This is a genomic window from Klebsiella sp. X1-16S-Nf21 (genome assembly GCF_002837615.1).
In the GTDB taxonomy this organism is placed as follows: Bacteria; Pseudomonadota; Gammaproteobacteria; order Enterobacterales; family Enterobacteriaceae; genus Klebsiella; species Klebsiella variicola.
The window spans coordinates 83,500-108,839 of the sequence record NZ_PJDK01000008.1; the positions used below are offsets into that span (position 1 = coordinate 83,500).

The 25,340-nt window shown below is 56.3% G+C and carries 26 protein-coding genes and 1 other annotated feature; of the genes, 14 read left to right on the top strand and 12 right to left on the bottom strand.

Going from position 1 to position 25,340, the window contains the following annotated elements:
- Positions 1 to 48 precede the first annotated feature (48 nt).
- The 3 genes from bamE to nadK all read right to left on the bottom strand — a co-directional run bounded on the left by bamE (position 49) and on the right by nadK (position 3,164).
- Positions 49 to 390 (bottom strand): outer membrane protein assembly factor BamE, encoded by a 342-nt coding sequence (bamE, locus tag CW267_RS06150; protein WP_008806098.1) that lies wholly within the window; start codon positions 388 to 390, stop codon positions 49 to 51.
- 147 nt (positions 391 to 537) lie between these two features.
- Positions 538 to 2,199: a DNA repair protein RecN gene (gene recN / locus CW267_RS06155; protein WP_012540837.1), complete on the bottom strand. Its 1,662-nt coding sequence runs from the start codon at positions 2,197 to 2,199 to the stop codon at positions 538 to 540.
- Positions 2,200 to 2,285: 86 nt separating this feature from the next.
- Positions 2,286 to 3,164 carry an NAD(+) kinase gene (nadK, locus tag CW267_RS06160; protein ID WP_002914158.1) on the bottom strand — a complete coding sequence of 293 codons (879 nt, stop codon included), beginning with the start codon at positions 3,162 to 3,164 and terminating at the stop codon, positions 2,286 to 2,288.
- A 124-nt stretch (positions 3,165 to 3,288) separates the two neighbouring features.
- Here nadK and grpE point away from each other — a divergent pair, with 124 nt between their 5' ends.
- Positions 3,289 to 3,879 carry a nucleotide exchange factor GrpE gene (gene grpE, locus CW267_RS06170; protein ID WP_008806096.1) on the top strand — a complete coding sequence of 197 codons (591 nt, stop codon included), beginning with the start codon at positions 3,289 to 3,291 and terminating at the stop codon, positions 3,877 to 3,879.
- A 120-nt stretch (positions 3,880 to 3,999) separates the two neighbouring features.
- On the opposite strand, the gene CW267_RS06175 is transcribed toward grpE, so the two are convergent.
- On the bottom strand, positions 4,000 to 5,286 hold the full coding sequence (locus CW267_RS06175; protein ID WP_012540838.1) for an HlyC/CorC family transporter: 1,287 nt from the start codon (positions 5,284 to 5,286) through the stop codon (positions 4,000 to 4,002).
- 19 nt (positions 5,287 to 5,305) lie between these two features.
- Positions 5,306 to 6,097: an inner membrane protein YpjD gene (locus CW267_RS06180; protein WP_002914153.1), complete on the bottom strand. Its 792-nt coding sequence runs from the start codon at positions 6,095 to 6,097 to the stop codon at positions 5,306 to 5,308.
- A gap of 163 nt (positions 6,098 to 6,260) precedes the next feature.
- On the opposite strand from CW267_RS06180, the gene ffh reads away from it, so the two are divergent.
- The 7 genes from ffh (at position 6,261) to CW267_RS06220 (ending at position 11,934) form a co-directional block, all read left to right on the top strand.
- Entirely contained in the window at positions 6,261 to 7,625 is a 1,365-nt protein-coding gene (gene ffh / locus CW267_RS06185; protein WP_002914152.1) for a signal recognition particle protein, read from the top strand.
- 306 nt (positions 7,626 to 7,931) lie between these two features.
- Positions 7,932 to 8,180 (top strand): 30S ribosomal protein S16, encoded by a 249-nt coding sequence (gene rpsP, locus CW267_RS06195; protein ID WP_012540839.1) that lies wholly within the window; start codon positions 7,932 to 7,934, stop codon positions 8,178 to 8,180.
- 18 nt (positions 8,181 to 8,198) lie between these two features.
- Positions 8,199 to 8,747, top strand: a complete 549-nt coding sequence (gene rimM / locus CW267_RS06200) for a ribosome maturation factor RimM (RefSeq protein ID WP_008806093.1) — start codon at positions 8,199 to 8,201, stop codon at positions 8,745 to 8,747.
- Between the two features lie 31 nt (positions 8,748 to 8,778).
- Positions 8,779 to 9,546: a tRNA (guanosine(37)-N1)-methyltransferase TrmD gene (gene trmD / locus CW267_RS06205; protein WP_008806092.1), complete on the top strand. Its 768-nt coding sequence runs from the start codon at positions 8,779 to 8,781 to the stop codon at positions 9,544 to 9,546.
- 39 nt (positions 9,547 to 9,585) lie between these two features.
- Positions 9,586 to 9,933, top strand: a complete 348-nt coding sequence (rplS, locus tag CW267_RS06210) for a 50S ribosomal protein L19 (RefSeq protein WP_002914145.1) — start codon at positions 9,586 to 9,588, stop codon at positions 9,931 to 9,933.
- 118 nt (positions 9,934 to 10,051) lie between these two features.
- The gene (locus CW267_RS06215) at positions 10,052 to 10,510 is read left to right on the top strand and encodes a DUF2946 domain-containing protein (protein WP_050887278.1); all 459 of its coding nucleotides are present in this window, start codon (positions 10,052 to 10,054) and stop codon (positions 10,508 to 10,510) included.
- Between the two features lie 56 nt (positions 10,511 to 10,566).
- Complete coding sequence (locus CW267_RS06220; protein ID WP_100781486.1) at positions 10,567 to 11,934, top strand: PepSY-associated TM helix domain-containing protein; 1,368 nt, start codon at positions 10,567 to 10,569, stop codon at positions 11,932 to 11,934.
- An 8-nt stretch (positions 11,935 to 11,942) separates the two neighbouring features.
- Here the strand turns inward: CW267_RS06220 and CW267_RS06225 are convergent, their stop codons facing one another.
- Genes CW267_RS06225 through CW267_RS06235 form a run of 3 tightly spaced genes read right to left on the bottom strand, consistent with a single transcriptional unit; the run spans position 11,943 to position 14,164 of the window.
- Entirely contained in the window at positions 11,943 to 12,425 is a 483-nt protein-coding gene (locus tag CW267_RS06225) for an OmpA family protein (protein ID WP_008806089.1), read from the bottom strand.
- A gap of 13 nt (positions 12,426 to 12,438) precedes the next feature.
- Positions 12,439 to 13,662 carry a diguanylate cyclase DgcN gene (gene dgcN, locus CW267_RS06230; protein ID WP_100781485.1) on the bottom strand — a complete coding sequence of 408 codons (1,224 nt, stop codon included), beginning with the start codon at positions 13,660 to 13,662 and terminating at the stop codon, positions 12,439 to 12,441.
- Positions 13,655 to 14,164 (bottom strand): YfiR family protein, encoded by a 510-nt coding sequence (locus CW267_RS06235; protein ID WP_012540842.1) that lies wholly within the window; start codon positions 14,162 to 14,164, stop codon positions 13,655 to 13,657. Before CW267_RS06235 ends, dgcN begins: the two co-directional genes overlap by 8 nt.
- 342 nt (positions 14,165 to 14,506) lie before the next feature.
- On the opposite strand from CW267_RS06235, the gene aroF reads away from it, so the two are divergent.
- The 3 genes from aroF (at position 14,507) to CW267_RS06250 (ending at position 17,643) form a co-directional block, all read left to right on the top strand.
- On the top strand, positions 14,507 to 15,577 hold the full coding sequence (gene aroF / locus CW267_RS06240) for a 3-deoxy-7-phosphoheptulonate synthase AroF (protein ID WP_022064802.1): 1,071 nt from the start codon (positions 14,507 to 14,509) through the stop codon (positions 15,575 to 15,577).
- A gap of 9 nt (positions 15,578 to 15,586) precedes the next feature.
- Positions 15,587 to 16,708 carry a bifunctional chorismate mutase/prephenate dehydrogenase gene (gene tyrA / locus CW267_RS06245; protein WP_008806085.1) on the top strand — a complete coding sequence of 374 codons (1,122 nt, stop codon included), beginning with the start codon at positions 15,587 to 15,589 and terminating at the stop codon, positions 16,706 to 16,708.
- A 62-nt stretch (positions 16,709 to 16,770) separates the two neighbouring features.
- Positions 16,771 to 17,643 carry an SMP-30/gluconolactonase/LRE family protein gene (locus tag CW267_RS06250; RefSeq protein WP_100781484.1) on the top strand — a complete coding sequence of 291 codons (873 nt, stop codon included), beginning with the start codon at positions 16,771 to 16,773 and terminating at the stop codon, positions 17,641 to 17,643.
- On the opposite strand, the gene pheA is transcribed toward CW267_RS06250, so the two are convergent.
- From pheA to bamD, 4 genes are all read right to left on the bottom strand, one after another.
- Complete coding sequence (gene pheA, locus CW267_RS06255; protein ID WP_012540845.1) at positions 17,640 to 18,800, bottom strand: bifunctional chorismate mutase/prephenate dehydratase; 1,161 nt, start codon at positions 18,798 to 18,800, stop codon at positions 17,640 to 17,642. The two genes, CW267_RS06250 and pheA, sit on opposite strands and share 4 nt — an antisense overlap.
- Before the next feature lie 24 nt (positions 18,801 to 18,824).
- Positions 18,825 to 18,949, bottom strand: a sequence feature (Phe leader region).
- Positions 18,901 to 18,948 (bottom strand): pheA operon leader peptide PheL, encoded by a 48-nt coding sequence (gene pheL, locus CW267_RS06260; RefSeq protein WP_100632159.1) that lies wholly within the window; start codon positions 18,946 to 18,948, stop codon positions 18,901 to 18,903. (Overlaps the previous feature by 48 nt.)
- A 105-nt stretch (positions 18,950 to 19,054) precedes the next feature.
- Positions 19,055 to 19,390, bottom strand: a complete 336-nt coding sequence (gene raiA / locus CW267_RS06265) for a ribosome-associated translation inhibitor RaiA (protein WP_002914111.1) — start codon at positions 19,388 to 19,390, stop codon at positions 19,055 to 19,057.
- Between the two features lie 271 nt (positions 19,391 to 19,661).
- On the bottom strand, positions 19,662 to 20,399 hold the full coding sequence (bamD, locus tag CW267_RS06275; RefSeq protein ID WP_004145664.1) for an outer membrane protein assembly factor BamD: 738 nt from the start codon (positions 20,397 to 20,399) through the stop codon (positions 19,662 to 19,664).
- 131 nt (positions 20,400 to 20,530) lie between these two features.
- Here bamD and rluD point away from each other — a divergent pair, with 131 nt between their 5' ends.
- From rluD to clpB, 3 genes are all read left to right on the top strand, one after another.
- Positions 20,531 to 21,511 carry a 23S rRNA pseudouridine(1911/1915/1917) synthase RluD gene (rluD, locus tag CW267_RS06280; RefSeq protein WP_008806082.1) on the top strand — a complete coding sequence of 327 codons (981 nt, stop codon included), beginning with the start codon at positions 20,531 to 20,533 and terminating at the stop codon, positions 21,509 to 21,511.
- Positions 21,508 to 22,239, top strand: coding sequence for a purine nucleoside phosphorylase YfiH (gene yfiH / locus CW267_RS06285; RefSeq protein WP_008806081.1), 732 nt, complete (start codon positions 21,508 to 21,510; stop codon positions 22,237 to 22,239). The genes rluD and yfiH overlap by 4 nt, the downstream gene beginning before the upstream one ends.
- Before the next feature lie 129 nt (positions 22,240 to 22,368).
- Positions 22,369 to 24,942, top strand: a complete 2,574-nt coding sequence (gene clpB, locus CW267_RS06290) for an ATP-dependent chaperone ClpB (RefSeq protein WP_008806080.1) — start codon at positions 22,369 to 22,371, stop codon at positions 24,940 to 24,942.
- Positions 24,943 to 25,340 lie beyond the last annotated feature (398 nt).

Genomic DNA, 25,340 nt, shown 5'->3' on the forward strand with positions numbered 1-25,340 from the left:
TCAGCCATAAAAAAAGCGCTCACTGAGCGCTTTTTGCTTTTCCGGGCCTTACTGACTGGTCAGCGCGGGCTTGTTATCAATGTTGGTCAACACGCCGCCGCTGTTGAAGGTCAGGGTCAGGGTCTGCTGAGTCACTTTCTCGTGGCCCGGCTCCTGACGGAATACATAGAACCAGGTGTTGGTGCCGAACGGATCCGACATCATTGGCGTTCCGAGAGCATAAGCAACCTGCTGTTGCGTCATACCGACACGAATTTTTGCTACATCGTTAGGGGCCAGATAGTTACCCTGGTTGATGTCAGGACGGTAAACCACTCGTTCCAGAGTGGAACAGCCTGCGGTCAACATAAGAAGAACCGCTGCGGCAGCAGTCAGCGTTTTACAGCGCATAGTGATTTGATTCCTTTTTGGGCCCGAGCAGTACGTGGCTCATCTGTAATATGCCGATAATAATAGACCTTCGCGCCGATGGAAACCTCCGGCTGCAGGTCAGCAGGCAATTTGCTGTTCACTATGACCCTGTGAAAATCAAAAAGTTTACGCCGCAAGCAACTCTTTCGCGTTCGCCAGGGTGTTGCGCGTGACCTCGCTGCCGCCCAGCAGGCGAGCCAGCTCCTGCAGACGAGCGCGCTTATCCAGCGGCTGCATATGGGTTTCGGTCATCTCGCCATCGGTCTCTTTGCAGACAAAGAAATGATGGTGGCCGCAGCCCGCAACCTGCGGCAGGTGGGTCACACACATCACCTGCGTGGACTCGCCCAGCTGGCGCAGCAGCTTGCCGACCACGGCGGCGGTCGGGCCGCTGATGCCGACGTCCACTTCGTCGAAGATCAGCGCCGGGGTTTCCATTTTACGCGCGGTGATCACCTGAATCGCCAGCGCAATGCGCGACAGTTCGCCGCCGGAGGCCACTTTCGCGATCGGCTGCAGCGGCTGACCGGGGTTAGTGGTGACGCGGAACTCAATATGATCGGCGCCGTCGGCGGTGAGATGGCGTTCATCGAAAGCGACCTCAATCGCGAAGATCCCGTGGGGCATCGAAAGTGAGTGCATACTCTCGGTGATAAGCTGGGTCAGCTCGTCGGCGCTGGCCTGGCGCAGGGCGTGCAGCTGACGCGCGGTCTCCAGCGCCAGCTGATGATGTTCGACTACCTGCTGGCTGAGGGATTCCAGCGAGCCGGCGCTATCGTCCAGCAGGCGCTGCTCTTCCAGCATCGCCTGATAAACCGCCGGCAGCTCTTCCGGCATTACCTGGTGTTTACGCGCCAGCGCGATTTGCCGGGAAATCCGCTGCTCAAGTTCGAACAGACGGTTCGGATCGAGATCCAGACGGTCGTGATAGTGGCGCAGCTCGTCGCTGGCCTCGCTGAGCTGAATGGCCGCCTCTTCCAGCATATCCAGCACGCCGGAAAGCTTGCTGTCCATACCCACCAGCTCGCTGACCAGCTGCTTCGCGGTATAAAGCAGGCTCTGCAGATTGGCCTCTTCACCGTCCGCCAGTACCGTCAGGGCGTGCTGGCAGGTGCTGAGCAGCTGGCCGCTGTTGGCCAGGCGCTTGTACTCTTCGTCAATCTGCTCGAATTCTCCCGGCAGCGGGTTAAATTCGTTCAGCTCTTTAAGCTGGTACTGCAGCAGATCGGCGCGGGCGGCGCGCTCCTGGCTCTGCTGCTGGTGCAGGGCCAGCTCGCGGCAACTCTGGTGCCACTGGCGGTAATGCTCGGCCATGCGCTGAGTGAGCGCATACTCACCGGTATAGCCGTCGAGCAGCGTTTTCTGGTGTTCGGGTTTGGTCAACAGCTGGTGCGCATGCTGGCCGTGGATCTGGATCAGCAGCTGGCCCAGTTCGCGCAGCTGAGAGAGCGGGACGGCGGTACCGTTGATAAAGCCGCGAGAGCGGCCGTCAGCGCTGATCACCCGACGAAGTAAACACTCACGCCCGCTCTCCAGCTGGTTCTCTTCCAGCCAGCGCTGGGCGGCCGGGGTATCTTTCAGCGCGAAGCGCGCGCACAGGTCGGCGCGGGTGGCGCCGCGACGCACCATGTCGGCTTCCGCTCTGCCGCCGAGGCACAGCCCCAGCGCGTCGATGGCAATGGATTTCCCGGCGCCGGTTTCCCCGGTGATGGCGGTCATGCCGCTGTGGAAATCAATTTCCAGTTCACGAACGATAGCAAAATTACTGATGGTGAGTTGCGCCAACATAGCTGCCTTCCTGTATGAAAAACCAATACTGTGTTTTCGTACAGTATAGACTGGTTTTTTATCCAGTAAAGAGGCAGCGATGTAAATCAGAACAATTTTTTCGACCAGCCGAGCTTGGTGCTTAATGTATTGAAATAGCTGTAATCTTTCGGGTGAATCAGATTGAGGTGATAATCACAGCGGCGAATGAGAACGTCTTCGCCATCCTGGATCGGTAGGGCAATCTGGCTGTCGCAGCTGATCTCCAGATCGCTGCAGCGATGAGAGAAGCGCAGGCGGATGGTGCTGTCGCCGTTGATCACCAGCGGTCGCGCTGAAAGGGTGTGCGGGAACATCGGCACCAGGGTGATAGCGTCCAGCGACGGGGTGAGGATCGGGCCGCCGGCCGACAATGAATAAGCGGTGGAGCCGGTCGGGGTGGAGATTATCAGGCCATCAGAGCGCTGAGAGAACGCAAAGACTTCGTCGATATAGACTTCGAACTCAATCATATGCGCCACTTTGCCGGGGTGCAGCACTACTTCGTTGATGGCGGTGCTGATGCGTTTCTGGCAATCCTGCTGGCACACCTGGGCCTCCAGCAGAAAGCGTTTCTCGGCGATGTAGTGGCCTTCCAGCACGTCGGCGAGCTGCTGCAGGGCGTTGTCCGGGTCAAGGTCGGTGAGAAAGCCGAGGTTGCCGCGGTTAATGCCGATGACGTTAATGTCGTAACGGGCCAGGGTCCGCGCCGCGCCGAGCATATTGCCGTCGCCGCCCACCACCACCGCGAGGTCGGCCTGTTGGCCAATCTCCGCCAGCGTGCCGGTTTTCACGTTGCTGAGCTGAAGTTCATGGGCGATCTGCTGTTCAACCAGCACTTCATACCCTTTGCTGCACAGCCAGCGCCAGAGCATTTCATGTGTGGTCAGGGCGGTGGGGTGACGAGGATGTCCCACAATGCCGATACACTTGAAATGGTTCTTCATGATCTGGATGTCCTTGCGTTAAATGAAATAGTGACAATCTGTCCGCTTCCCTTGAAACCCGGAAACTGATCCCCATAATAAGCGAAGTTAGCGAGATGAATGCGAAAAAAACGCGGAGAAATTCATGAGTAGTAAAGAACAGAAAACGCCTGAGGGGCAAGCCCCGGAAGAAATTATCACGGAGCAGCACGACGACGTTGAGGCAGTAGAGCCTGAAGTTTCGGCTGAGCAGGTGGATCCGCGCGATGAAAAAATTGCGAATCTGGAAGCCCAGCTGGCTGAAGCGCAGAAACGTGAACGTGAAGTGATGCTGCGTGCCAAAGCCGACGAAGATAACCTGCGTCGCCGTACCGAGCAGGATATCGAGAAAGCGCACAAATTCGCGCTGGAAAAATTCGTCAATGAACTGCTGCCGGTGATCGACAGCCTGGACCGCGCGCTGGAAGTGGCCGACAAGGCTAACCCGGACCTGGCGCCGATGGTGGAAGGGATCGAACTGACCCTGAAATCTATGCTGGACGTGGTGCGTAAGTTCGGCGTGGAAGTGATCGCCGACACCAACGTTCCGCTGGATCCGAACGTCCACCAGGCCATTGCGATGGTCGAATCTGAAGACGTGGCGGCGGGCAACGTGCTGGCCGTGATGCAGAAAGGTTATACCCTGAACGGCCGTACTATTCGCGCCGCGATGGTGACGGTAGCGAAAGCGAAATAACGTTTGCTGCATTGCTCAACGGCTGCCCGCGGGCGGCCGTTTTTTTATGCCACCGCTCCCGGCGCGAGATAAAAAAACGGCGGGCCGCAGCCCGCCGTGATGTTAATTCCTTCGCTCGCGCTACTCCGCGACGCTCTCGCGTAATGATTTCACCGGCATCACTTTCACCTGTTTGATCATGTTGTCCTGCACGTCGAGGATATCTATATCGTACTGCTCAATGCGCACGCGGGTGCCCGGGACCGGGATCTCTTCCAGCGCTTCGAGGATGATACCGTTGACGGTGCGCGCTTCATCTTCCGGCAGGTGCCAGTTAAACGCTTTGTTGATTTCGCGAACGTTGGCGCTGCCGTCGATAATCACCGTGCCGTCGTTAAGCGGGGTCACTTCCTCCGCCAGGGTGGGTGACATGGAGGTGGTGAAGTCGCCGACAATCTCTTCAAGAATATCTTCTACGGTGACCAGCCCCTGAATATCGCCGTATTCATCGACCACCAGACCGACTTTCTTTTTATTGCGCTGAAATTTCACCAGCTGGGTGCTGAGCGGCGTCCCTTCCGGAACAAAGTAGATCTCATCTGCCGCCCGCAGCATGATCTCTTTTGTGAATTCTTTCTTCTCCGTCATCAGACGGTAGGCTTCGCGAACGCGCAGCATGCTGATGGCATCGTCCAGTGAATCGCGGTAGAGCACGATGCGGCCATGTGGCGAGTGGGTCAGCTGGCGGACGATAGATTTCCAGTCATCATTGATGTCGATGCCGACAATCTCATTGCGCGGCACCATGATGTCGTTAACGCTGACTTTTTCCAGATCCAGGACCGACAGCAGCATATCCTGGTTGCGCCGGGAGATTTGTGAACGGGATTCATTCACAATCGTGCGCAGTTCATCTTTGCTCAAAGCGCTGCTGATGACGGTATCGGTGCGGATGCCCATCATGCGCATCAGCATGCGGGTGATGGTATTCAGCAGCCACACCAGCGGCATCATCAGCACCTGCAGGGGCGCCAGCAGGAAGCTGCTGGGGTAGGCGACCTTTTCCGGATAGAGCGCGGCGATGGTCTTCGGCAGCACCTCGGCAAATACCAGTACCACAAAGGTGAGCACGCCAGTGGCGATCGCGACGCCGGCGTCGCCGTACAGGCGCATGCCGACGATGGTGCCCAGCGCCGAGGCGAGAATGTTGACGAGGTTATTGCCGATGAGCACGAGGCTAATCAGGCGGTCCGGCTTGCGCAGCAGCTTCTCCACGCGCTTGGCGGGGCGGTTGCCTTGTTTCGCCATATGACGCAGCCGATAGCGGTTCAGCGTCATCATGCCGGTTTCGGAGCCGGAGAAATAGGCAGAGATAATCACCATGACGATCAGCGTTATGATCAGCGTGGTGGTGGAGATATGTTCCACGTAGGATTCCTTAAAAGACTTAGCTCACGAACTGCTGCAGCACGCGGCTACCAAAATAGGCCAGCGTCAGCAGACCGGCGCCAGCGACGCTGAACCAGACCACGCGACGTCCGCGCCACCCTTCATGATAGTGGCCCCACAGCAGAACGATATAGACGAACCACGCAATAATCGACAGCACCGCTTTATCAATGTTTTCGCTGCTGAACAGATTGTGCATATAGAACAGGCCGCTGCACAGCGTCAGAGTCAGCAGCACCACGCCGACCTGGGTGATGTGGAACATTTTGCGCTCGATGCTCATCAGCGGCGGCATTTCGCTGCTGAAGGCCAGCTTTTTATTCTTTAACTGGTAGTCGATCCACGCCAGCTGCAGCGCATACAGCGCGGCGATGATCAGCGTGGCGTACGAGAAGAGCGACAGGCCGATATGCACCAGCATCCCCGGGGTGGTTTCCAGGTGGGTGATATATTCGTTAGGCACGAAAGTGGCGAAGGCCAGATTGATCAGTGCGAAGGCATAGACGATAGGCAGCAGCAGCCAGCCGCGATTGCGCGAGGCCACGATAGTCATCACCGTACAGATCATCAGGCTGACCAGCGACCCGACGTTCAGTAAGCTGAGGTTTTGCCCGCTCTCGCCGCCGGGGAATATCCGTGCTTCCAGCGCAAAAGCATGGCAGATCAACGCGATAGTCGCAGATAAAATCGCCATTCGCCGCCAGCTGCTGTTTTTTTGCAGCAAGCCGGGGATAATCAGCGCGAGGCTGACGGAGTAGGCGACAAGGGCGAGTAGAGCAAAAACAGGCATAGGTGTCGGCTGTTGGCTAAATAAGAAAGAGAAGCAGTATAACGTCAGCAGGCCTCTGCTCCAACCGTTGCAGCACATTCAGATTGATGTCGTGTTATACTCCGCCACATTCGTTTTGTGTGTCGCTGCGGCGACCGACCGTTTCCACCTCAGGCGAGAGACAATGTTTGATAATTTAACCGATCGTTTGTCGCGTACGCTGCGCAACATTAGCGGCCGCGGACGCCTTACAGAAGACAATATTAAAGACACCCTGCGCGAAGTGCGCATGGCGCTGCTGGAAGCGGACGTTGCGCTTCCGGTGGTTCGTGATTTCATCAGCCGCGTGAAAGAGAGCGCGGTCGGCCATGAAGTCAATAAAAGCCTGACCCCGGGTCAGGAGTTCGTCAAAATCGTCCGCAACGAGCTGGTGGCGGCGATGGGCGAAGAGAACCAGACGCTCGACCTGGCCGCGCAGCCGCCGGCCGTGGTGCTGATGGCGGGCCTGCAGGGTGCCGGTAAAACCACCAGCGTCGGTAAGCTGGGGAAATTCCTGCGCGAGAAGCACAAGAAGAAAGTGCTGGTCGTTTCCGCGGACGTTTACCGCCCGGCGGCGATTAAACAGCTGGAAACCCTGGCCGAGCAGGTCGGCGTCGATTTCTTCCCGTCTGACGTCGGGCAGAAGCCGGTGGATATCGTCAATGCGGCGCTGAAAGAAGCGAAACTCAAATTCTACGACGTGCTGCTGGTGGATACCGCCGGTCGTCTGCACGTTGACGAAGCGATGATGGACGAAATCAAGCACGTCCACGCCGCCATTAACCCGGTTGAAACCCTGTTCGTCGTCGATGCGATGACCGGTCAGGATGCGGCGAATACCGCGAAGGCCTTTAACGAAGCGCTGCCGCTGACCGGCGTGGTGCTGACTAAAGTGGACGGCGACGCCCGCGGCGGTGCGGCGCTGTCGATTCGCCATATTACCGGCAAACCGATTAAATTCCTCGGCGTCGGCGAGAAAACCGAAGCGCTGGAGCCGTTCCATCCGGACCGCGTCGCTTCCCGCATCCTCGGCATGGGCGACGTGCTGTCGCTGATCGAAGATATCGAGAGCAAAGTTGACCGCGCGCAGGCCGAGAAGCTGGCCTCCAAACTGAAGAAAGGCGACGGTTTCGATCTCACCGACTTCCTTGAGCAGCTGCGTCAGATGAAAAACATGGGCGGCATGGCCAGCCTGATGGGCAAGCTGCCGGGTATGGGCCAGATCCCGGACAACGTAAAAGCGCAGATGGACGACAAAGTGCTGGTGCGTATGGAAGCCATCATCAACTCGATGACCCTGAAAGAGCGCGCCAAACCGGAAATCATCAAAGGTTCACGTAAGCGCCGTATCGCCGCCGGCTGCGGGATGCAGGTGCAGGATGTGAACCGTCTGCTCAAGCAGTTCGACGACATGCAGCGCATGATGAAGAAGATGAAATCGAAAGGCGGCATGATGAAGATGATGCGCGGGATGAAAGGGATGATGCCGCCAGGCTTCCCTGGCCGCTAATACGCGTCATAATTCAAGCCGCAGATGCGTTGGCTGCGTTCGTTCACCCCGGTCACGTACTTGTGTACGCTCCCGGGGATTTACTCACTTGCCGCGTGATTCGGCCATTCGGCCTCACCCCTTCGGGGCCAGCTCAAGCGCTGTTCAAAACGCTTTCGCGTTTTGTCCTGCAACTCGAATTATTTAGCGTATATAGTTTTGAATTGATTTTTGCACAGAAATCAGTAAAATTTTCGGGCTTTTAATATGACACCGGGCTCCGTTCCTCGATGGGGCCCGGTTGTTTTATTCACACAAGAGGATGTTATGGTAACTATTCGTTTAGCACGTCACGGCGCTAAAAAGCGTCCGTTCTACCAGGTTGTTGTCACCGACAGCCGTAATGCACGCAACGGTCGCTTCATCGAGCGCGTTGGTTTCTTCAACCCGATCGCTAGCGGCGCGGAAGAAGAAACTCGCCTGGATCTGGATCGTATCGCTCACTGGGTTGGCCTGGGCGCTACTGTTTCCGATCGCGTTGCCGCGCTGATCAAAGCCGCTAACAAAGCAGCTTAATCTGTCACGGTGGTCATGATGAGCAAGCAACACACCGCACAAGCACCTGTTGATCCGATCGTATTGGGGAAAATGGGTTCTTCCTACGGTATCCGTGGTTGGCTCAGAGTGTTTTCCTCCACCGAAGACGCCGAAAGCATTTTTGACTATCAGCCCTGGTTAATCCAGAAGGCGGGTCAGTGGCAGGTTGTTGAGCTGGAAGGCTGGCGCCACCACAATCAGGACATCATCATCAAGCTGAAAGGCGTTGACGATCGTGATGCCGCGAATCTACTGACTAATTGCGAAATTATCGTGGATTCATCGCAGTTGCCGGAGCTGGAAGAGGGTGACTACTACTGGAAAGACCTGATGGGCTGCCAGGTAGTTACGACGGAAGGCTATAGCCTGGGTAAAGTCATTGATATGATGGAAACCGGGTCTAATGACGTACTCGTCATCAAGGCAAACCTGAAAGATGCATTTGGCATCAAGGAGCGGTTGGTTCCGTTCCTCGATGGGCAGGTTATCAAGAAAGTCGATCTCACTACGCGTACTATCGAAGTAGATTGGGATCCTGGTTTTTAAATTCTCCGGATAAACGGTAAAAGACGGCGCTATGTGGATTGGCATAATTAGCCTGTTTCCTGAAATGTTCCGCGCAATTACCGATTACGGGGTAACTGGCCGGGCAGTAAAAAATGGCCTGCTGAGCATCGAAAGCTGGAGTCCTCGCGACTTCGCTCATGACCGGCACCGTACCGTGGACGATCGTCCTTACGGCGGCGGACCGGGGATGCTAATGATGGTGCAACCTTTACGGGATGCTATTCATGCAGCAAAAGCCGCGGCAGGTGAAGGCGCGAAGGTGATTTATCTGTCACCTCAGGGACGCAAGCTTGATCAAGCGGGCGTCAGCGAACTGGCAACGAATCAGAAACTGATTCTGGTGTGCGGTCGCTACGAAGGGATAGACGAGCGCGTAATCCAAACCGAAATTGACGAAGAATGGTCAATCGGCGATTACGTTCTCAGCGGTGGTGAGTTACCGGCAATGACGCTGATTGACTCCGTTTCCCGGTTCATTCCGGGAGTACTGGGCCATGAAGCTTCGGCAACGGAAGATTCCTTTGCTGATGGGTTGCTGGATTGCCCGCACTATACCCGTCCTGAAGTGTTAGAAGAGATGGAAGTACCGCCAGTATTGCTGTCGGGAAACCATGCTGAGATACGTCGCTGGCGTCTGAAGCAGTCGCTGGGCCGCACCTGGCTTAGAAGACCTGAACTTCTGGAAAACCTGGCTCTGACTGAAGAGCAAGCAAAGTTGCTGGCGCAGTTCAAAAGCGAACACGCGCAACAGCAGCATAAACATGATGGGCAGGCGTGAGCCCCCAATATCAGTTTACCCAGGATAAGAGATTAAATTATGAGCAACATTATTAAGCAACTTGAACAAGAACAGATGAAGCAGGACGTACCTTCCTTCCGTCCGGGTGATACCGTGGAAGTGAAAGTATGGGTTGTTGAAGGTTCCAAAAAACGTCTGCAGGCATTCGAGGGCGTGGTTATCGCTATTCGTAACCGCGGTCTGCACTCTGCATTCACTGTTCGCAAAATTTCCAACGGCGAAGGCGTTGAGCGTGTCTTCCAGACTCACTCTCCGGTAGTTGACAGCATTGCTGTTAAACGTCGTGGTGCTGTACGTAAAGCTAAACTGTACTACCTGCGTGAGCGTACTGGTAAGTCTGCTCGTATCAAAGAGCGTCTTAACTAAGATTCGCTTTCGCGACATCCTGACAGAAGGGCTGGCCAGATGGCTGGCCCTTTTTTTATCTTTGTTGTAACCATCGTGATGTAAATCATTTACAATACGCCCTCTATTCGGAGGGGCGGTGGTCAGCAACAGTTTCCAGCAAACGACACCTAAACGGCGAGCCGCCTGGCTGGCACTGTTGGCGATCCTGTTGATCGTCGTGGCCCCCCTGATCTCCATCTCCCTGCAAAAAGACCCCATGAGCGCCATGCCCGGCATGCACCACGCCATGATGATGGACAGCTCGTCCGCGAGCATGGCGCAAATGCCCGACCACGAGATGGCGATGATGCATAGCACAGACGGCGCCATGCATACCGGACACGAACTGCCGCTGGACCATGCCGAAGCGTGTGGCTATTGCGTGCTGTTAGCCCATGTCCCGGGGCTGCTTTTCGCGCTGGCGCTGTTCGTCGCCATACTCCTGCGGCGCATTCGCCTGCCGGTTTCTCGCCCGGTATTAAAACACTGGCACTACTTCCCCTGGCTCTACCCTGAAACCCGCGCCCCGCCGCGGCTGTCTGCTTTTTCCCTTTAATAAAAATCAATCTGCGCACGGCGCAATAACCTCTTTTGCTTTAAAAAAGGAAGAGTATGACAACCTGCACCTCGCGCGCGGCATGGTTAAACCTGCTGCGTCGCCTCCATTTTTACATCGGACTGTTTATCGGGCCGTTTATCTTTGTCGCTGCCCTGACCGGCACGCTGTACGTGGCGACGCCGCAGCTGGAAAACTGGCTCTATCACGACGCGCTGCATGGCCTTGCCGACGGGGCCCCGCAGCCGCTCAGCGCCCAGATTGCAGTGGCGGAAGAAGCGACCCAGGGTAATCTGCGGCTACTGGCGGTGCGGCCGGCCCCCGCGATGGGGGAGACCACCCGGATTATGTTTGTTGACCCGAGCCTGGGCGAGTCAGAATCCCGGGCCATTTTCGTCGATCCGATCTCGCTACGGGTGAAGGGCGATATGACGGTCTACGGTACCAGCGGCATCCTGCCGCTGCGCCAGTGGATTGATTATGCGCATCGTTCGCTGCTGCTGGGCGACAGCGGGAGGTTATACAGCGAACTGGCTGCCTCATGGATGTGGGTTGCCGCGCTGGGTGGCATTGCCCTGTGGGCGATGACACGTCCAAAACGGCGGATCAATAACGTCCTGCAGAATCATCGTCGGTTGCACGTGACGCTGGGCTGGGGCTTACTGCTGGGCATGCTGCTCTTCTCCGCCACCGGCCTGACCTGGTCGCAATGGGCTGGCGGTAATGTGGATAAAATGCGGGCGGCTTTCGGCTGGTGGACGCCGCAGGTGAATACCCTGCTGCACGGTGAGGCGCCGATGGCGCACGATCCCCACGCCGGGCATCATATGGACGGGATGGCCATGCAGCATCAGTCAGTGCTGCAGCCAGCGCAGTTTGACCTGGTGCTGGCGGTGGCCCGTCAGGCGGGGCTGAACGCCAGCCGGCTGGAGATCCGTCCGCCGGTTTCGAAGGAACGTGCCTGGACGGTAAATGAGATCGACCGCCGCTGGCCGACGCAGGTGGACGCGGTGGCGATCGATGGCGCCACGATGCAGGTGGTGGATCGCACCCGGTTCGCCGACTTCCCGCTGATGGCGAAGCTCACCCGCTGGGGCGTCGATTTCCACATGGGGGTCCTCTTTGGTCTGGCGAATCAGTTGCTGCTGGTAGGGTTCGGCTGCGCGCTGTGCGTCACCATCGGCGTGGGCTACCGGCTGTGGTGGATCCGCCGTCCGCCTCAGCCGGTCTGGGATCCGGCGCATTCGCTGCTGCAGGCATGGCTGTCGCTCGCCTGGCCTGCCCGTGGGCTGGTACTGGGGATAGCGTTAGCCCTGGGTCTGGCCATGCCATTGATGGGGGCAAGTCTGGTGCTGTTCATTGCCGTTGACTACCTGCGCTGGCGCGCGGCAACGGCAATGAGGATGGCGAAGTCCAGCGATTAAGCGAAGGCTTACGGCGTGCTGATGACCACCGTGACCCGGCGGTTTTCAGCGCGCCCGGCCGCCGTGTCGTTGCTGGCGATCGGGTATTTCTTGCCAAGGCCGCGGGTGACTAAATGACTGCGCGGGACATGGGCGCCTTCCGCCCAGGCATCGGCTACGCTATTGGCGCGCTTAAGCGACAGGGCTTCGTTATAGCTATCCTCACCGTAATTATCGGTGTGGCCTTCAAGGCGGCTATGGGTGATCCCGGTCGCCGCCAGCCGCGAGGCCATCGTGGTGATCTGCTGGCGGCTGTCGGGACGTAGTCGGTAGTCATTCTTATCAAACAGGATGCTATCGGATAAGCCCAGGGACCAATCGCCATTGCTTTCAGTGAAGCCGTAAGATTTCATCGCCGCCACCTGCTCGGGGGTAAATTTTCCCTGAGGAGCCTGGCAACCTGTCAAAAGCGCCGCCGCCATCAGGGCGGGGACGAAATATTTTCTGAGCATAATGAGTCCTTTATTATTTCAGCGTCTGCTGGATACGTTGGTTTTTCATGCGATACATATTCTGATCGGCAAGTTCTTGCAGTGATTCCGCGGTGGCGTGCTCCCACGCCAGGGCATAACCGACGCTCAGCGAGAGCGTGGCGCTATGGCCATTGTGCAGGTTGAATGGCGGAAGAAATTGTTCCGACAGCGCCTGGCACAGAGCCTGCACTTCGGCTTCCGAGCGCACCCCACGCAGCAGAACGGCAAACTCATCGCCGCCGAGACGCCATGCCAGATGGCGTTTTCCGGCGAAGGCCATCAGGCGGCTGGCGACCTCCGTCAGCACTTTATCGCCTGCCGCGTGCCCCCAGTTGTCATTGATCAGCTTGAAGTTATCGCCGTCAAGAAACAGTAATGCCGAGGTCTGGTGATCCACCTCGTTCTTCATCAGTTCGGCGAGCGCGTTGCGAAAGGCGGCGCGGTTAGCCAGGCCGGTCAGCGGGTCATGTAGCGAGCTACGCAACAGCTGGGCATTCTTGGCCTGCAGCTGGCGCTGCCAGTCCTCCATCTCCCCCAGCAGGCTGTTAAAGTCCTGGGCGAAAAGATGGAATTCCTCAATACGCTCCTCGGGCACCCGACGTGAGAAATGACGGTTTTCACGAATATCGTGCACAACCTCGGTGATGCTCTGCAGGGCGGTGACGATCCCCCGGTGCAGGGAGTGGGTCAGCAGCAGGGCGATGAACGAGGCGAGCAGAATGCTGCCGGTCAGTACCAGAATCGAGATACCGAGAAAGTGGCTGATCAGTTCATCAAGCGCGGTCAGTCGCAGCTCGCCGATTTGTTTGCCCTGGTGCCAGATGGGCTGCACCGTGGGCTCCGGAAACAGCCATTGACTGATAAGGCCGCTCACTTGTTCTTTGTTGGCCAGCGGTTCATGGCGCCATGCGGCGAAGTGCTGCTTCTGGCCGTTGAGTACAATCGCCTGGGAAATCTGCCCTTGCTTCCCCAGCGAAGCAAGGGTCTCCTCCGCCGCCGCGCTATCGCCAAACACCAGGGCGGCTTCGAGGCTGCGACCCATGGTCGCGGCAGTGAGCTCTAGATTTTTCTGCGCATACTGCTTGAGCGTGAAGATTGAGGCTGTGCTTAGCAGCAGCCAGACCAGCGTCATGGAGATCACCACGCTTATCACGCTAATTCGACGAAGCGCGCGTTTAAATGTCGGGCGCGCGGTCTGTGAAAAGTCCTTATTCATGTGGTTTTTTCCGGGCAAGCATCAGGACGTCCGGGTTAACCCGGACCCCGCTGTGCGTCAGAACGTCCAGATTAACGGAGAAGCGGACCCTGTCGTCGTTGATGATCAGGCAAAACGCGCTACCAATGGAGCAATCCGTATTTTGTTCTGCGATGAGTAAAAGCGGCTTCGGGCCATAGCGGCGAGTTAATTCCGACTGTTGGGTCGGCGATTCGCTGCCAAAATAAAAACCATCGCAGGTTGTTTTTAACGCTTCTTCACTATTACGTACTATCACCGGTTGATAGGGCAAGGCATCCGGATCTTCATGAGCCAGGCTATGGGTGAAGCGTGATGAGGCAAAAATGCACAGCTTCGGCGCCCCTGTTAATGCCGGCCAACGGGTGTAGGTCACGATCCCGGAAACAATAGCGCGAACATGTTCTGAAGGTCCGGCAGCAAAAACAGGAGATACCGCGATGAGAAAAAATACAGTCAATAAAAGACGGTGTAATACTGTCATTAACGCTTCCGTCAAATTCGCCATAGCGCGGGAAAAGCCGCTGCCGATGCCCGGCGCAGAATACCACTGTTAACAAAACCCGTCATTACATGCGCCCTTTGCTTTGGGACAAATCTCACCAGGATTTTTCGTAATCGCGATCGCGATAGCGCGCAAGTTTGCTGTGAATTTTGGTTGTGTAAACATTTTTGTACGAATTTTGTCGAGTTAAGTGGCAATTAATTTGTTGGTGTAAATTAAAATTTACGGAATATGGATTGAATTCTTTACTTTGTGTGGTATCGTTACGCCATGCCCGCTGAGGCACCCTTTATCGCAAACGAGCTACACAGGATCGCAATCATGCAAAAAGACGCGCTGAATAACGTACATATTACCGACGAACAGGTGTTAATGACCCCGGAGCAACTGAAGGCGGAATTCCCGCTAAGCGTTGAACAGGAAGCGCAGATTGCGCATGCCCGTGAGACTATCTCCGATATTATCGCCGGCCGCGATCCGCGCCTGCTGGTGGTTTGCGGCCCTTGCTCGATCCACGATCCGGAAGCCGCGATTGAATATGCTCGTCGATTTAAAGCTCTTGCCGCAGAGGTCAGCGATAGCCTCTACCTGGTGATGCGCGTCTACTTTGAAAAACCCCGTACCACTGTCGGCTGGAAGGGGCTGATTAACGATCCGCACATGGATGGTTCGTTTGATGTTGAAGGCGGCCTGAAGATTGCGCGTCGTCTGCTGGTCGAGCTCGTCAATATGGGACTGCCGCTGGCGACGGAAGCGCTGGATCCGAACAGCCCGCAATACCTTGGCGATCTGTTCAGTTGGTCCGCTATCGGCGCACGTACCACGGAATCACAAACGCACCGCGAAATGGCCTCTGGCCTGTCGATGCCGGTCGGCTTTAAAAACGGTACCGACGGTAGTCTGGCGACGGCCATCAACGCCATGCGCGCCGCGGCGATGCCGCACCGTTTCGTCGGCATCAACCAGGCCGGGCAGGTCTGCCTGCTGCAAACGCAGGGTAATCCGAACGGCCATGTGATCCTGCGCGGCGGTAAGGCGCCGAACTACGGTCCGGAAGATGTGGCGAAATGCGAAAAAGAGATGGCGCAGGCGGGACTGAAACCGTCGCTGATGGTAGATTGCAGTCATGGGAACTCCAATAAAGATTTCCGCCGCCAGCCAGCCGTGGCTGAATCCGTTGTCGCACAGATCAAAGATGGCAACCGCTCCATTATCGGCCTGATGATCGAGAGTAATATCCACGAAGGCAATCAGTCCTCTGAACAGCCGCGTGAGACGATGAAATACGGCGTTTCGGTGACGGATGCCTGCATCAGCTGGGAAACCACCGATGCGCTGCTGCGTGAACTGGATAAGGATCTCCGCGGCCATCTGGCGGCCCGTTTGGTGTAAGAGGAAAGTATGGTTGCTGAACTGACCGCGTTACGCGATCAAATTGATGAAGTGGATAAAGCGTTGCTTAGCCTGCTGGCTAAGCGTCTGGAACTGGTGGCCGAAGTCGGCGAGGTGAAGAGCCAGTATGGTCTGCCGATTTACGTCCCGGAGCGCGAGGCGGCGATGCTCGCCTCCCGGCGTGAAGAGGCGGCTGCGCTCGGCGTACCGCCGGATCTGATCGAGGATGTTCTGCGTCGCGTGATGCGGGAATCCTATTCCAGCGAAAACGACAAAGGCTTCAAAACCCTGCACCCGAATCTGCGGCCGGTGGTCATCGTCGGCGGCGGCGGGCAGATGGGGCGTCTGTTTGAGAAGATGTTAACGCTGTCCGGCTACCAGGTGCGTATTCTGGAAAAAGACGATTGGGCCCGGGCGGCGGATATCGTCGCCGATGCCGGCATGGTCATCGTCAGCGTACCGATTCACACCACTGTGGAGACGATCGGCAGGCTGCCGCCGCTGCCGGCGGATTGCATTCTGGTAGACCTTGCCTCGGTGAAAGCGGAGCCGCTGCAGGCGATGCTGGCAGCGCATCAGGGCCCGGTTCTTGGCCTGCACCCGATGTTCGGTCCGGACAGCGGCAGCCTGGCGAAGCAGGTGGTGGTCTATTGTGATGGCCGCCAGCCGGAGGCCTATCAGTGGTTCCTCGAACAAATTCAGGTTTGGGGCGCGCGGCTGCACCGCATCAGCGCCGTTGAGCACGATCAGAACATGGCGTTTATTCAGGCGCTGCGCCACTTTGCCACCTTCGCCTATGGTCTGCACCTGGCAGAAGAGAATGTGCGTCTTGAGCAACTGCTGGCGCTTTCGTCACCTATTTACCGGCTGGAGCTGGCGATGGTGGGGCGCCTGTTTGCCCAGGATCCGCAGCTGTACGCCGACATTATTATGTCATCGGAAAATAACCTGGCGCTGATTAAGCGCTATTACCAGCGTTTCGGCGAAGCGATTGGCCTGCTGGAGCAGGGCGATAAGCAGGCGTTTATCGACAGCTTCCGTAAAGTCGAACATTGGTTTGGCGATTACGCTCAGCGTTTCCAGAGCGAGAGCCGCACGCTACTGCGTCAGGCGAACGATAATCGGCAGTAAAGCGAAAAAGATGTATACAATAAAGCCAGCGACCGCTGGCTTTTTTTATAGGGATGACAACGATGGCTGAACCACAACCGCTGTTTGACTACACCGGATACCTGCCGGAATGCCCGACCTGGAGCGAGGCTGAACAGGCCCTCTACTGGGCCGATATCATGGAGTGTGAAATCCACCGCTACGATACCCGCAGCGGCGAACACCAGGTGCTGCAGTTTCCGGAGGAGGTCGGCTGTTTCTCCCTGCGTGAGAAGGGCGGATTTATCGTTGCATTACGCAGTGGCATCTGGATGACCGACGCCCACGGCCTGCTGCGGCGGAAAGTCTGTGATAATCCGAGCAATCCGGAGCTGGCGCGGTTTAACGATGGTGGGACCGATCGCGAGGGGCGTTTTTATGCCGGCACCTTCTGGGGGCCGGGGGATTACAACGGCGCGCTGCTGATGCGAGTCGATAATGACCTGAAGCCGAAAGTGATCCAGTGTGATATCCATGGCGCCAACGGTCTGGCGTTTAGCGCCGACCAGCGCTGGATGTATACCTCTGATACGCCGAACGCCGTGATCTACCGTACGCCGCTGGATGAACAGGGTGAGCCTGGACGACGCGAGGTGTTTCGCCGTTTCCAGCCGGGCGAAGGCATCCCTGACGGGGCGGCGATCGATGTGGAGGGCTGTTACTGGAGCGCGATGTTTGACGGCTGGCGGATTGCTCGTTTCTCGCCGCAGGGCGAGGAGCTGGAGACTTACCCGATGCCGGTTCGTTGTCCGACAATGGTCTGCTTCGGTGGGGCGGATATGAAAACGCTCTATATCACCACAACCCGGGAAAACATGGAGGACGATGAGCTGGCGAAGTACCCGCTGTCAGGCGCCATCTTCACCCTGCCGGTTGCGGTGGCAGGGATGAAGAAATTACCGTTCCGCGAACGTTAAACCGGATCCACTGGCACCACGTTTTCGCTGGGGTAGCAACCGAGGACCTTCATGGAGCGGGTGATTTCCGCCAGCTCCTTTAATGCCTTGCGCATGGGCAGCGAGTCCAGGTTGGCCTGAATATCGAGATAAAACATCTCTTCCCAGGGATTGCCGTGGATCGGGCGAGATTCCAGTTTGGTCATGATCAGATTGTGGTTGCGCAGCACCAGCAGGGCTTCCACCAGGGCGCCCGCCTGCTGACCGGTCGCCATTAACAGCGTGGTCTTGGCCGGAACCTGATCGGAGACGTTCACCGCTTTGCGCGCCAGGACGAGGAAGCGCGTGATGTTCTGCGTCTGGTTGGCCTGGCAGTGCTCCAGCACCTGCAGGCTATACAGGGCGCCACCCGCTTCGCTGCCCAGTGCCGCAACGGCCGGGGAGTTCGCCTGCGCCACTTTTTCCATTGCCGCCGAGGTGCTCTCGGTATATTCAATCTTCCAGTGCGGGTAGCGGCTCAGATACTGGCTGCACTGCTGGAACGGCTGCGGATGGCTGTAGACGGTCTGAATTTTATCGGCATCCGTCGAGGTGCTAACTAGCACGCAATGATCGATAGGGATCGTCAGCTCGCCAACGATCGACAGGCTGGTGTGCTGCAGCAGATCGTAGACGTCGTTGATCCCGCCAGAGCTGGTGTTTTCAATCGGCACCACGGCGTAATCGGCCTGGCCGGTCTCTACCTGATTAAAAATATCGGCGAACTTCGCGCAGCCGCTCTCAATAAACTGCTCAAAATGGCGAGCGGCGTACTGACGCGCCGCCAGATGCGAATAAGAGCCTTTAGGGCCAAGGAAGGCCACGCGGGCCGAATGCGGATTAATTTTATTCAGATGCTGCTGCAGCAGGGTTTGTTGGGTCAGGACGGAGTCTTCGATGATCAGCTGGAACAGGCGGGTGATGTAGTGCGCATCCAGATTATGGCGCTTGCCGATGGTCATCAGACGCTCCAGCAGATCGCGTTCGCGGTCAATATCACGCACTGGACGGTGAGAGGCCAGTTTGGCTTTACCAACCTCAACAGCCAGCCCGCGGCGCTCCGCCAGCAGAGCAAGCAGTTTCTCGTCCAGTGCGCTTATCTTATCGCGCAGCGCCAGTAATGGGTTTTCCTCGGTCATAGATGTTGCCTTTGTTGTTATCAAATAAAAAAGGCCTCCCGGGTGGGAGGCCTTATTGTTCGTCTTCGCATTCTTTCTTATACGACGAATTGCCTCCCGGTCAGGGGAAGGTAAAAAAGAATGCGAAGAAGAACGGGACACGTTTCATGGTAAATTCCTTGAGGTAGTGGGGATTACAGTACCTGTACTGTTTTCACTCTGTCAATAAAAAACGCGCCCGAAGGCGCGTGGCATGACACAACTTAAGTTAAGGATTACTCTTCTTCTTCCACAAAGCCTGCCTCTTTCACCGATGTTGCGGCGCGGCGGGCTTCCCCTTTGTGTTGCACTTTATTCAGCTGCCGTTCCAGCTTGTTGATCAATTCGTTAATGGCGGCGTACATATCTTCATGACGCGCACTGGCAACCAGATGACCGTTTGGCGTATTGATGGTTGCATCAGCGATAAAACCCTGCGGCTCCTTAGACAGAATGATGTGCGGGTTGATTAAATGAGTTTGCCACTTATCCAGTTTGGCGAGACGGTCTGCGACATGCTGGCGGATTGCCGGAGTAATTTCCATTTGTTTACTGGTAATGTTCATTGTCATAAATTTTACCTCTTGTCTTTCCCGTCTTGGTGAATCCAGCATACCTTTCCCAATGTCAAAAAGCGTGATCTAAATCACATTTTATTGTCACTTTTTGTCAACGAATTCATTTTGTGAGACAGGGCAGGAAGAAGTGAGATTTTACTTGTCGAACCCGGTAAAGCAGGCCATATTTGATGAGTTAACCCGGCGCTAAACCGCTTCAGCTTGACGAGATAAAGTATAAAAAAACGGCAGCCAGTGGCTGCCGTTTGCGATCCATGAATCAGACTCAGGTGTTCTTGCTGTTCGCGGCGATTATCTTCGCGACTTTGTCCGCCTGGGCGTTCATTTGCATCTGACGATAGGCGTTTTCCATCTTCGGCAGGGCATCGCGGGTGGCCTGGGTATCCGGATAGTTACGCATCATACCTTCCACGCGGTTCACGACGGCAACCCATGCGCCACGGTCGGTGTAGTAATCCACGACCGACAGCTCATATTTGGCCAGGCGATCTTTCAGGAACACCATACGTTTATAGGCGTCAGTGGCGTACTGGCTGTTCGGGTAACCACGCACCAGTTTGGAGAAGTCATTGAAGGCATCGCGCGCGTGCTGTGGATCGCGGTCAGAGCGATCAACACCAAAGAAGCCCTGCAGGGCGCTGTCATCCAGGGCCATGTTGGTCAGGCCGCGCATATAGATGACGTAATCGATATTCGGGTGGGTGGGGTTCAAACGCATGAAGCGATCGATGGCCGCCTGAGCCAGCGGCAGATCGGCGTTTTTGTAATACGCATAAATCAGATCCAGCTGTACCTGTTGGGAATAAGGGCCGAATGGATAACGGTTATCCAACGCTTCCAGTTGCGTTATCGCCTGTTTCCAGTTACCGTCCTGCAGTTTTTGCTGGGCGGTCGCGTAGATTTCATTCGGCGGATTATCAGGCACCTCTTCCTTAGAGCCGGAGCAACCCACCAAAGCCAGGCTCAGTGTGGCGGCTGCCACCAGGTATTTCATGCGCGTCATGACGTTTTGACTTCCTCAAAATGTTTATGCGGGAGAATCTCTGTTCCTGCTCCCGATTAAGACCAGCTACAATAGCACACTATATTAAACGGCAAAGCCGTAAAACCCAACGTTAAACGAAGAAGCTGTATATGGCACAACGAGTACAACTCACCGCAACGGTGACCGAAAATCAACTCGGTCAACGCTTAGATCAGGCTTTGGCCGAATTGTTCCCTGATTATTCGCGATCGCGGATAAAAGAATGGATCCTGGACCAACGCGTATTAGTCAATGGCAACATTGGCGATAAGCCGAAAGAAAAAGTGCTGGGGGGAGAGCACATCGCTATCGATGTCGAAATCGAAGAAGAGGCGCGCTTCCAGCCGCAGGATATTCCGCTCAATATCGTTTACGAAGATGATGACATCCTCGTGATTAACAAACCGCGCGATCTGGTTGTGCATCCTGGCGCGGGCAACCCTGACGGTACTGTGCTGAATGCGCTGCTGCACTACTATCCGCCGATTGCCGATGTGCCGCGCGCGGGGATCGTGCACCGTCTGGATAAAGACACCACCGGTCTGATGGTGGTGGCGAAAACCATTCCGGCACAAACCCGGCTGGTGGAGTCGCTGCAGCTGCGCGAGATCACTCGCGAGTATGAAGCGGTGGCCATCGGCCACATGACTTCCGGTGGCACAGTGGAAGAGCCGATCAGTCGTCATCCGACAAAACGTACCCATATGGCGGTGCATCCGATGGGCAAACCGGCGGTGACCCACTACCGGATTATGGAACATTTCCGCATCCATACGCGCCTGCGCCTGCGCCTGGAAACCGGTCGTACGCATCAGATCCGTGTGCATATGTCGCATATCACCCATCCGCTGGTGGGTGACCAGGTGTATGGCGGCCGGCCGCGTCCGCCGAAGGGCGCGTCGGAGGAGTTCATCACCGCGCTGCGTAAATTCGACCGTCAGGCGCTGCACGCCACCATGTTGCGTCTGTATCACCCGATCACCGGCATTGAAATGGAGTGGCACGCGCCCATCCCACAGGATATGGTCGAGCTCATCGAGGCGATGCGTGCCGATTTTGAAGCCCATAAGGACGATATTGACTGGTTATGACTAAACTGATTGTACCGCAGTGGCCGATGCCCCGCAGCGTGGCGGCCTGTAGTTCGACCCGCATTGGCGGCGTGAGTCTGCCGCCCTATGACTCGCTCAACCTGGGCGCCCATTGCGGAGACAATCTGCAGCATGTTGAAGAAAACCGGCGGCGGATGTTTGCCGCCGGTGGCTTGCCGTCTTACCCGGTTTGGCTGGAGCAGGTTCATGGCACCGATGTTCTGACGCTGGACGGCGGACCCTATCCATCGAAACGCGCAGATGCTTCTTATAGTCGTACGCCAGGCACCGTCTGTGCGGTGATGACCGCCGACTGCCTGCCGGTCCTGTTCTGTAACCGCGACGGCACCGAAGTCGCCGCGGCGCATGCGGGATGGCGCGGCTTATGCGAAGGGGTTCTGGAAGAGACGGTTGCCCGTTTCGCCGATAAAGCCGAAAACATGATGGCGTGGCTGGGCCCTGCCATTGGTCCGCAGGCATTTGAGGTGGGGCCGGAAGTCCGGGATGCCTTTATGGCGAAAGACGAGAACGCGCACCGGGCTTTTCGTCCGGCAGGCGAGAAATATTTTGCTGATATCTATCAACTGGCTCGGCAGCGTCTGGCAAACGTCGGCGTTGAGCAGATTTTCGGCGGCGATCGCTGCACGCTAAGCGAAAAGGATGATTTTTTCTCTTACCGGCGCGACAAGACCACCGGTCGTATGGCAAGTTTCATTTGGCTGATATAACCTAGAGAATCAAGACGATCCAGAAGGCAAACTTATTTTTCGCATAGTTCAGGTCTTTAACCTTGAATAATTGAGGGATGACCTCATTTAATCTCCAGTAGCAAATTTGACCTGTTTATGGGAGGAGTTATGCGTCTGGATCGTCTTACCAATAAATTCCAGCTTGCTCTTGCCGATGCCCAGTCACTCGCACTCGGGCACGACAACCAATTCATCGAACCTCTTCATTTAATGAGCGCCTTACTGAATCAGGAAGGGGGATCGGTACGTCCTTTATTAACCTCGGCGGGCGTCAATGCCGGGAAACTACGCACTGACATCGAGCAGGCCTTGAGCCGTTTACCGCAGGTGGAAGGCACCGGCGGCGATGTACAACCTTCTCAGGATTTAGTGCGGATCCTGAACCTTTGCGACAAGCTGGCGCAAAAGAAAAAGGACAACTTTATTTCGTCGGAACTGTTCGTTCTGGCGGCGCTTGAATCGCGCGGTACGCTGACCGACCTTTTAAAATCCGCCGGAGCAACAACCGCCAACGTGACTCAGGCGATTGAACAAATGCGCGGAGGTGAAAGCGTGAACGATCAGGGTGCCGAAGACCAACGTCAGGCATTGAAGAAATTTACCGTCGATCTGACCGAGCGAGCCGAGCAGGGCAAGCTGGATCCGGTGATCGGCCGTGATGAAGAGATTCGCCGTACCATCCAGGTACTGCAGCGTCGTACCAAAAACAACCCGGTACTGATTGGTGAACCCGGGGTGGGTAAAACGGCAATCGTCGAAGGACTGGCGCAGCGTATCGTCAACGGCGAAGTACCAGAAGGGTTGAAAGGCCGTCGGGTATTGGCGCTGGATATGGGGGCGCTGGTGGCTGGGGCGAAATACCGCGGTGAGTTTGAAGAGCGTCTGAAAGGCGTGCTGACTGACCTGTCAAAACAGGAAGGCAACGTCATTCTGTTTATCGACGAACTGCATACCATGGTGGGCGCTGGTAAAGCCGACGGCGCGATGGATGCGGGTAACATGCTGAAGCCGGCGCTGGCGCGTGGTGAACTGCACTGCGTCGGGGCGACAACGCTTGATGAATACCGTCAGTACATCGAAAAAGACGCCGCGCTGGAACGTCGCTTCCAGAAAGTGTTCGTCGCCGAGCCGACGGTAGAAGATACCATCGCTATTCTGCGTGGCCTGAAAGAACGTTACGAGCTGCACCACCACGTGCAGATCACTGACCCGGCGATTGTCGCGGCGGCGACCTTGTCGCATCGCTATATTGCCGACCGTCAGCTGCCGGATAAAGCCATCGACCTTATCGATGAGGCGGCGTCCAGCATTCGTATGCAGATCGACTCCAAGCCGGAAGAGCTGGACCGTCTCGATAGACGTATTATCCAGCTGAAACTGGAACAGCAGGCGCTGAAGAAAGAGTCTGATGAAGCGAGCCTGAAACGTCTCGATATGCTCAACGAGGAGCTGGCGGATAAAGAGCGTCAGTACTCGGTACTGGAAGAAGAGTGGAAAGCGGAAAAAGCCTCTCTCTCCGGCACCCAGACTATTAAAGCCGAGCTGGAACAGGCGAAAATCGCTATCGAACAGGCGCGTCGCGTCGGCGATCTGGCGCGGATGTCCGAGCTGCAGTACGGCAAAATTCCGGAACTGGAGAAACAGCTGGCGGCTGCCACTCAGTCCGAAGGGAAAACCATGCGTCTGCTGCGTAATAAAGTGACGGATGCTGAGATCGCCGAAGTGCTGGCCCGCTGGACCGGTATCCCGGTCTCCCGGATGATGGAAAGCGAGCGCGACAAACTGCTGCGTATGGAGCAGGAGCTGCATCATCGGGTGATTGGCCAGGATGAGGCGGTTGAAGCGGTATCGAACGCCATTCGCCGTAGCCGCGCTGGGCTATCCGATCCGAACCGGCCGATTGGTTCGTTCCTGTTCCTCGGTCCAACCGGGGTCGGTAAAACCGAGCTGTGTAAAACGCTGGCTAACTTTATGTTCGACAGCGACGACGCGATGGTGCGTATCGATATGTCCGAGTTTATGGAGAAACACTCCGTCTCGCGTCTGGTCGGTGCGCCTCCGGGATACGTCGGCTATGAAGAGGGCGGTTACCTGACCGAGGCGGTGCGTCGTCGTCCTTATTCCGTCATTCTGCTGGATGAAGTGGAAAAAGCGCACCCGGATGTGTTCAACATTCTGCTGCAGGTACTCGACGACGGGCGTCTGACCGACGGGCAGGGGAGAACGGTCGACTTCCGTAATACGGTGGTCATCATGACCTCGAACCTCGGTTCCGATCTGATTCAGGAACGGTTTGGCGAACTGGACTACGGTCATATGAAGGATCTGGTACTGGGAGTGGTAAGCCAGAACTTCCGTCCGGAGTTTATTAACCGTATCGACGAAGTGGTGGTCTTCCATCCTCTGGGTGAGAAACACATTGCTTCTATTGCCCAGATCCAGCTGCAGCGTTTGTATAAACGCCTGGAAGAGCGTGGGTATGAAGTGCGGATGTCCGATGAGGCGCTGAAGTTGCTGAGCGCCAACGGTTACGATCCGGTATACGGCGCGCGGCCACTGAAACGCGCTATTCAGCAGCAGATTGAGAACCCGTTAGCCCAGCAGATCCTTTCCGGTGAGCTGGTTCCGGGGAAAGCTGTCGAGCTGGTGGTGAAAGACGACCGTATTGTGGCAGTGCAGTAAATCACAAAACGACAAAAACGGGCCCAACGGGCTCGTTTTTGTTTAAAAACCAGGCAAGAATTAAAGCTCAACACCTGGTTTGGTTGAAAAGTGAGCGGTTGAATTCTTTTTTTGAATTTATCCTTGTCACTTCAGAATTACTCCCTATAATGCGCCTCCACTGACACGGAACAACGGCAAACAAGCCGCCGGGTCAGGAGGATTCAACGACGGAAATCGACGTTGAAAGCCGACAGAGAAAAGCAAAATAAGCGCTTGACTCTGAATGAGGAAAGCGTAATATACGCCACCTCGCGACAGAGCGCTAAAGCGCGTCGCAACTGCTCTTTAACAATTTATCAGACAATCTGTGTGGGCACTCAAAGTGACATGGATTCTTAATGTCTTCGGACAAAAAA

What these genes read in the sequence shown, in the direction of transcription:
- nadK (WP_002914158.1), bottom strand. Translation starts at nt 3,164, where the DNA reads ATGAAGAACCATTTCAAGTGTATCGGCATTGTGGGACATCCTCGTCAC.
- CW267_RS06225 (WP_008806089.1), bottom strand. Translation starts at nt 12,425, where the DNA reads ATGCTCAGAAAATATTTCGTCCCCGCCCTGATGGCGGCGGCGCTTTTG.
- pheA (WP_012540845.1), bottom strand. Translation starts at nt 18,800, where the DNA reads ATGACCGAGGAAAACCCATTACTGGCGCTGCGCGATAAGATAAGCGCA.
- CW267_RS06180 (WP_002914153.1), bottom strand. Translation starts at nt 6,097, where the DNA reads ATGCCTGTTTTTGCTCTACTCGCCCTTGTCGCCTACTCCGTCAGCCTC.
- clpB (WP_008806080.1), top strand. Translation starts at nt 22,369, where the DNA reads ATGCGTCTGGATCGTCTTACCAATAAATTCCAGCTTGCTCTTGCCGAT.
- ffh (WP_002914152.1), top strand. Translation starts at nt 6,261, where the DNA reads ATGTTTGATAATTTAACCGATCGTTTGTCGCGTACGCTGCGCAACATT.
- grpE (WP_008806096.1), top strand. Translation starts at nt 3,289, where the DNA reads ATGAGTAGTAAAGAACAGAAAACGCCTGAGGGGCAAGCCCCGGAAGAA.
- bamD (WP_004145664.1), bottom strand. Translation starts at nt 20,399, where the DNA reads ATGACGCGCATGAAATACCTGGTGGCAGCCGCCACACTGAGCCTGGCT.
- CW267_RS06250 (WP_100781484.1), top strand. Translation starts at nt 16,771, where the DNA reads ATGGCTGAACCACAACCGCTGTTTGACTACACCGGATACCTGCCGGAA.
- CW267_RS06235 (WP_012540842.1), bottom strand. Translation starts at nt 14,164, where the DNA reads ATGACAGTATTACACCGTCTTTTATTGACTGTATTTTTTCTCATCGCG.
- rplS (WP_002914145.1), top strand. Translation starts at nt 9,586, where the DNA reads ATGAGCAACATTATTAAGCAACTTGAACAAGAACAGATGAAGCAGGAC.
- aroF (WP_022064802.1), top strand. Translation starts at nt 14,507, where the DNA reads ATGCAAAAAGACGCGCTGAATAACGTACATATTACCGACGAACAGGTG.
- rluD (WP_008806082.1), top strand. Translation starts at nt 20,531, where the DNA reads ATGGCACAACGAGTACAACTCACCGCAACGGTGACCGAAAATCAACTC.
- raiA (WP_002914111.1), bottom strand. Translation starts at nt 19,390, where the DNA reads ATGACAATGAACATTACCAGTAAACAAATGGAAATTACTCCGGCAATC.
- rimM (WP_008806093.1), top strand. Translation starts at nt 8,199, where the DNA reads ATGAGCAAGCAACACACCGCACAAGCACCTGTTGATCCGATCGTATTG.
- trmD (WP_008806092.1), top strand. Translation starts at nt 8,779, where the DNA reads ATGTGGATTGGCATAATTAGCCTGTTTCCTGAAATGTTCCGCGCAATT.
- bamE (WP_008806098.1), bottom strand. Translation starts at nt 390, where the DNA reads ATGCGCTGTAAAACGCTGACTGCTGCCGCAGCGGTTCTTCTTATGTTG.
- rpsP (WP_012540839.1), top strand. Translation starts at nt 7,932, where the DNA reads ATGGTAACTATTCGTTTAGCACGTCACGGCGCTAAAAAGCGTCCGTTC.
- yfiH (WP_008806081.1), top strand. Translation starts at nt 21,508, where the DNA reads ATGACTAAACTGATTGTACCGCAGTGGCCGATGCCCCGCAGCGTGGCG.
- CW267_RS06220 (WP_100781486.1), top strand. Translation starts at nt 10,567, where the DNA reads ATGACAACCTGCACCTCGCGCGCGGCATGGTTAAACCTGCTGCGTCGC.
- tyrA (WP_008806085.1), top strand. Translation starts at nt 15,587, where the DNA reads ATGGTTGCTGAACTGACCGCGTTACGCGATCAAATTGATGAAGTGGAT.
- dgcN (WP_100781485.1), bottom strand. Translation starts at nt 13,662, where the DNA reads ATGAATAAGGACTTTTCACAGACCGCGCGCCCGACATTTAAACGCGCG.
- recN (WP_012540837.1), bottom strand. Translation starts at nt 2,199, where the DNA reads ATGTTGGCGCAACTCACCATCAGTAATTTTGCTATCGTTCGTGAACTG.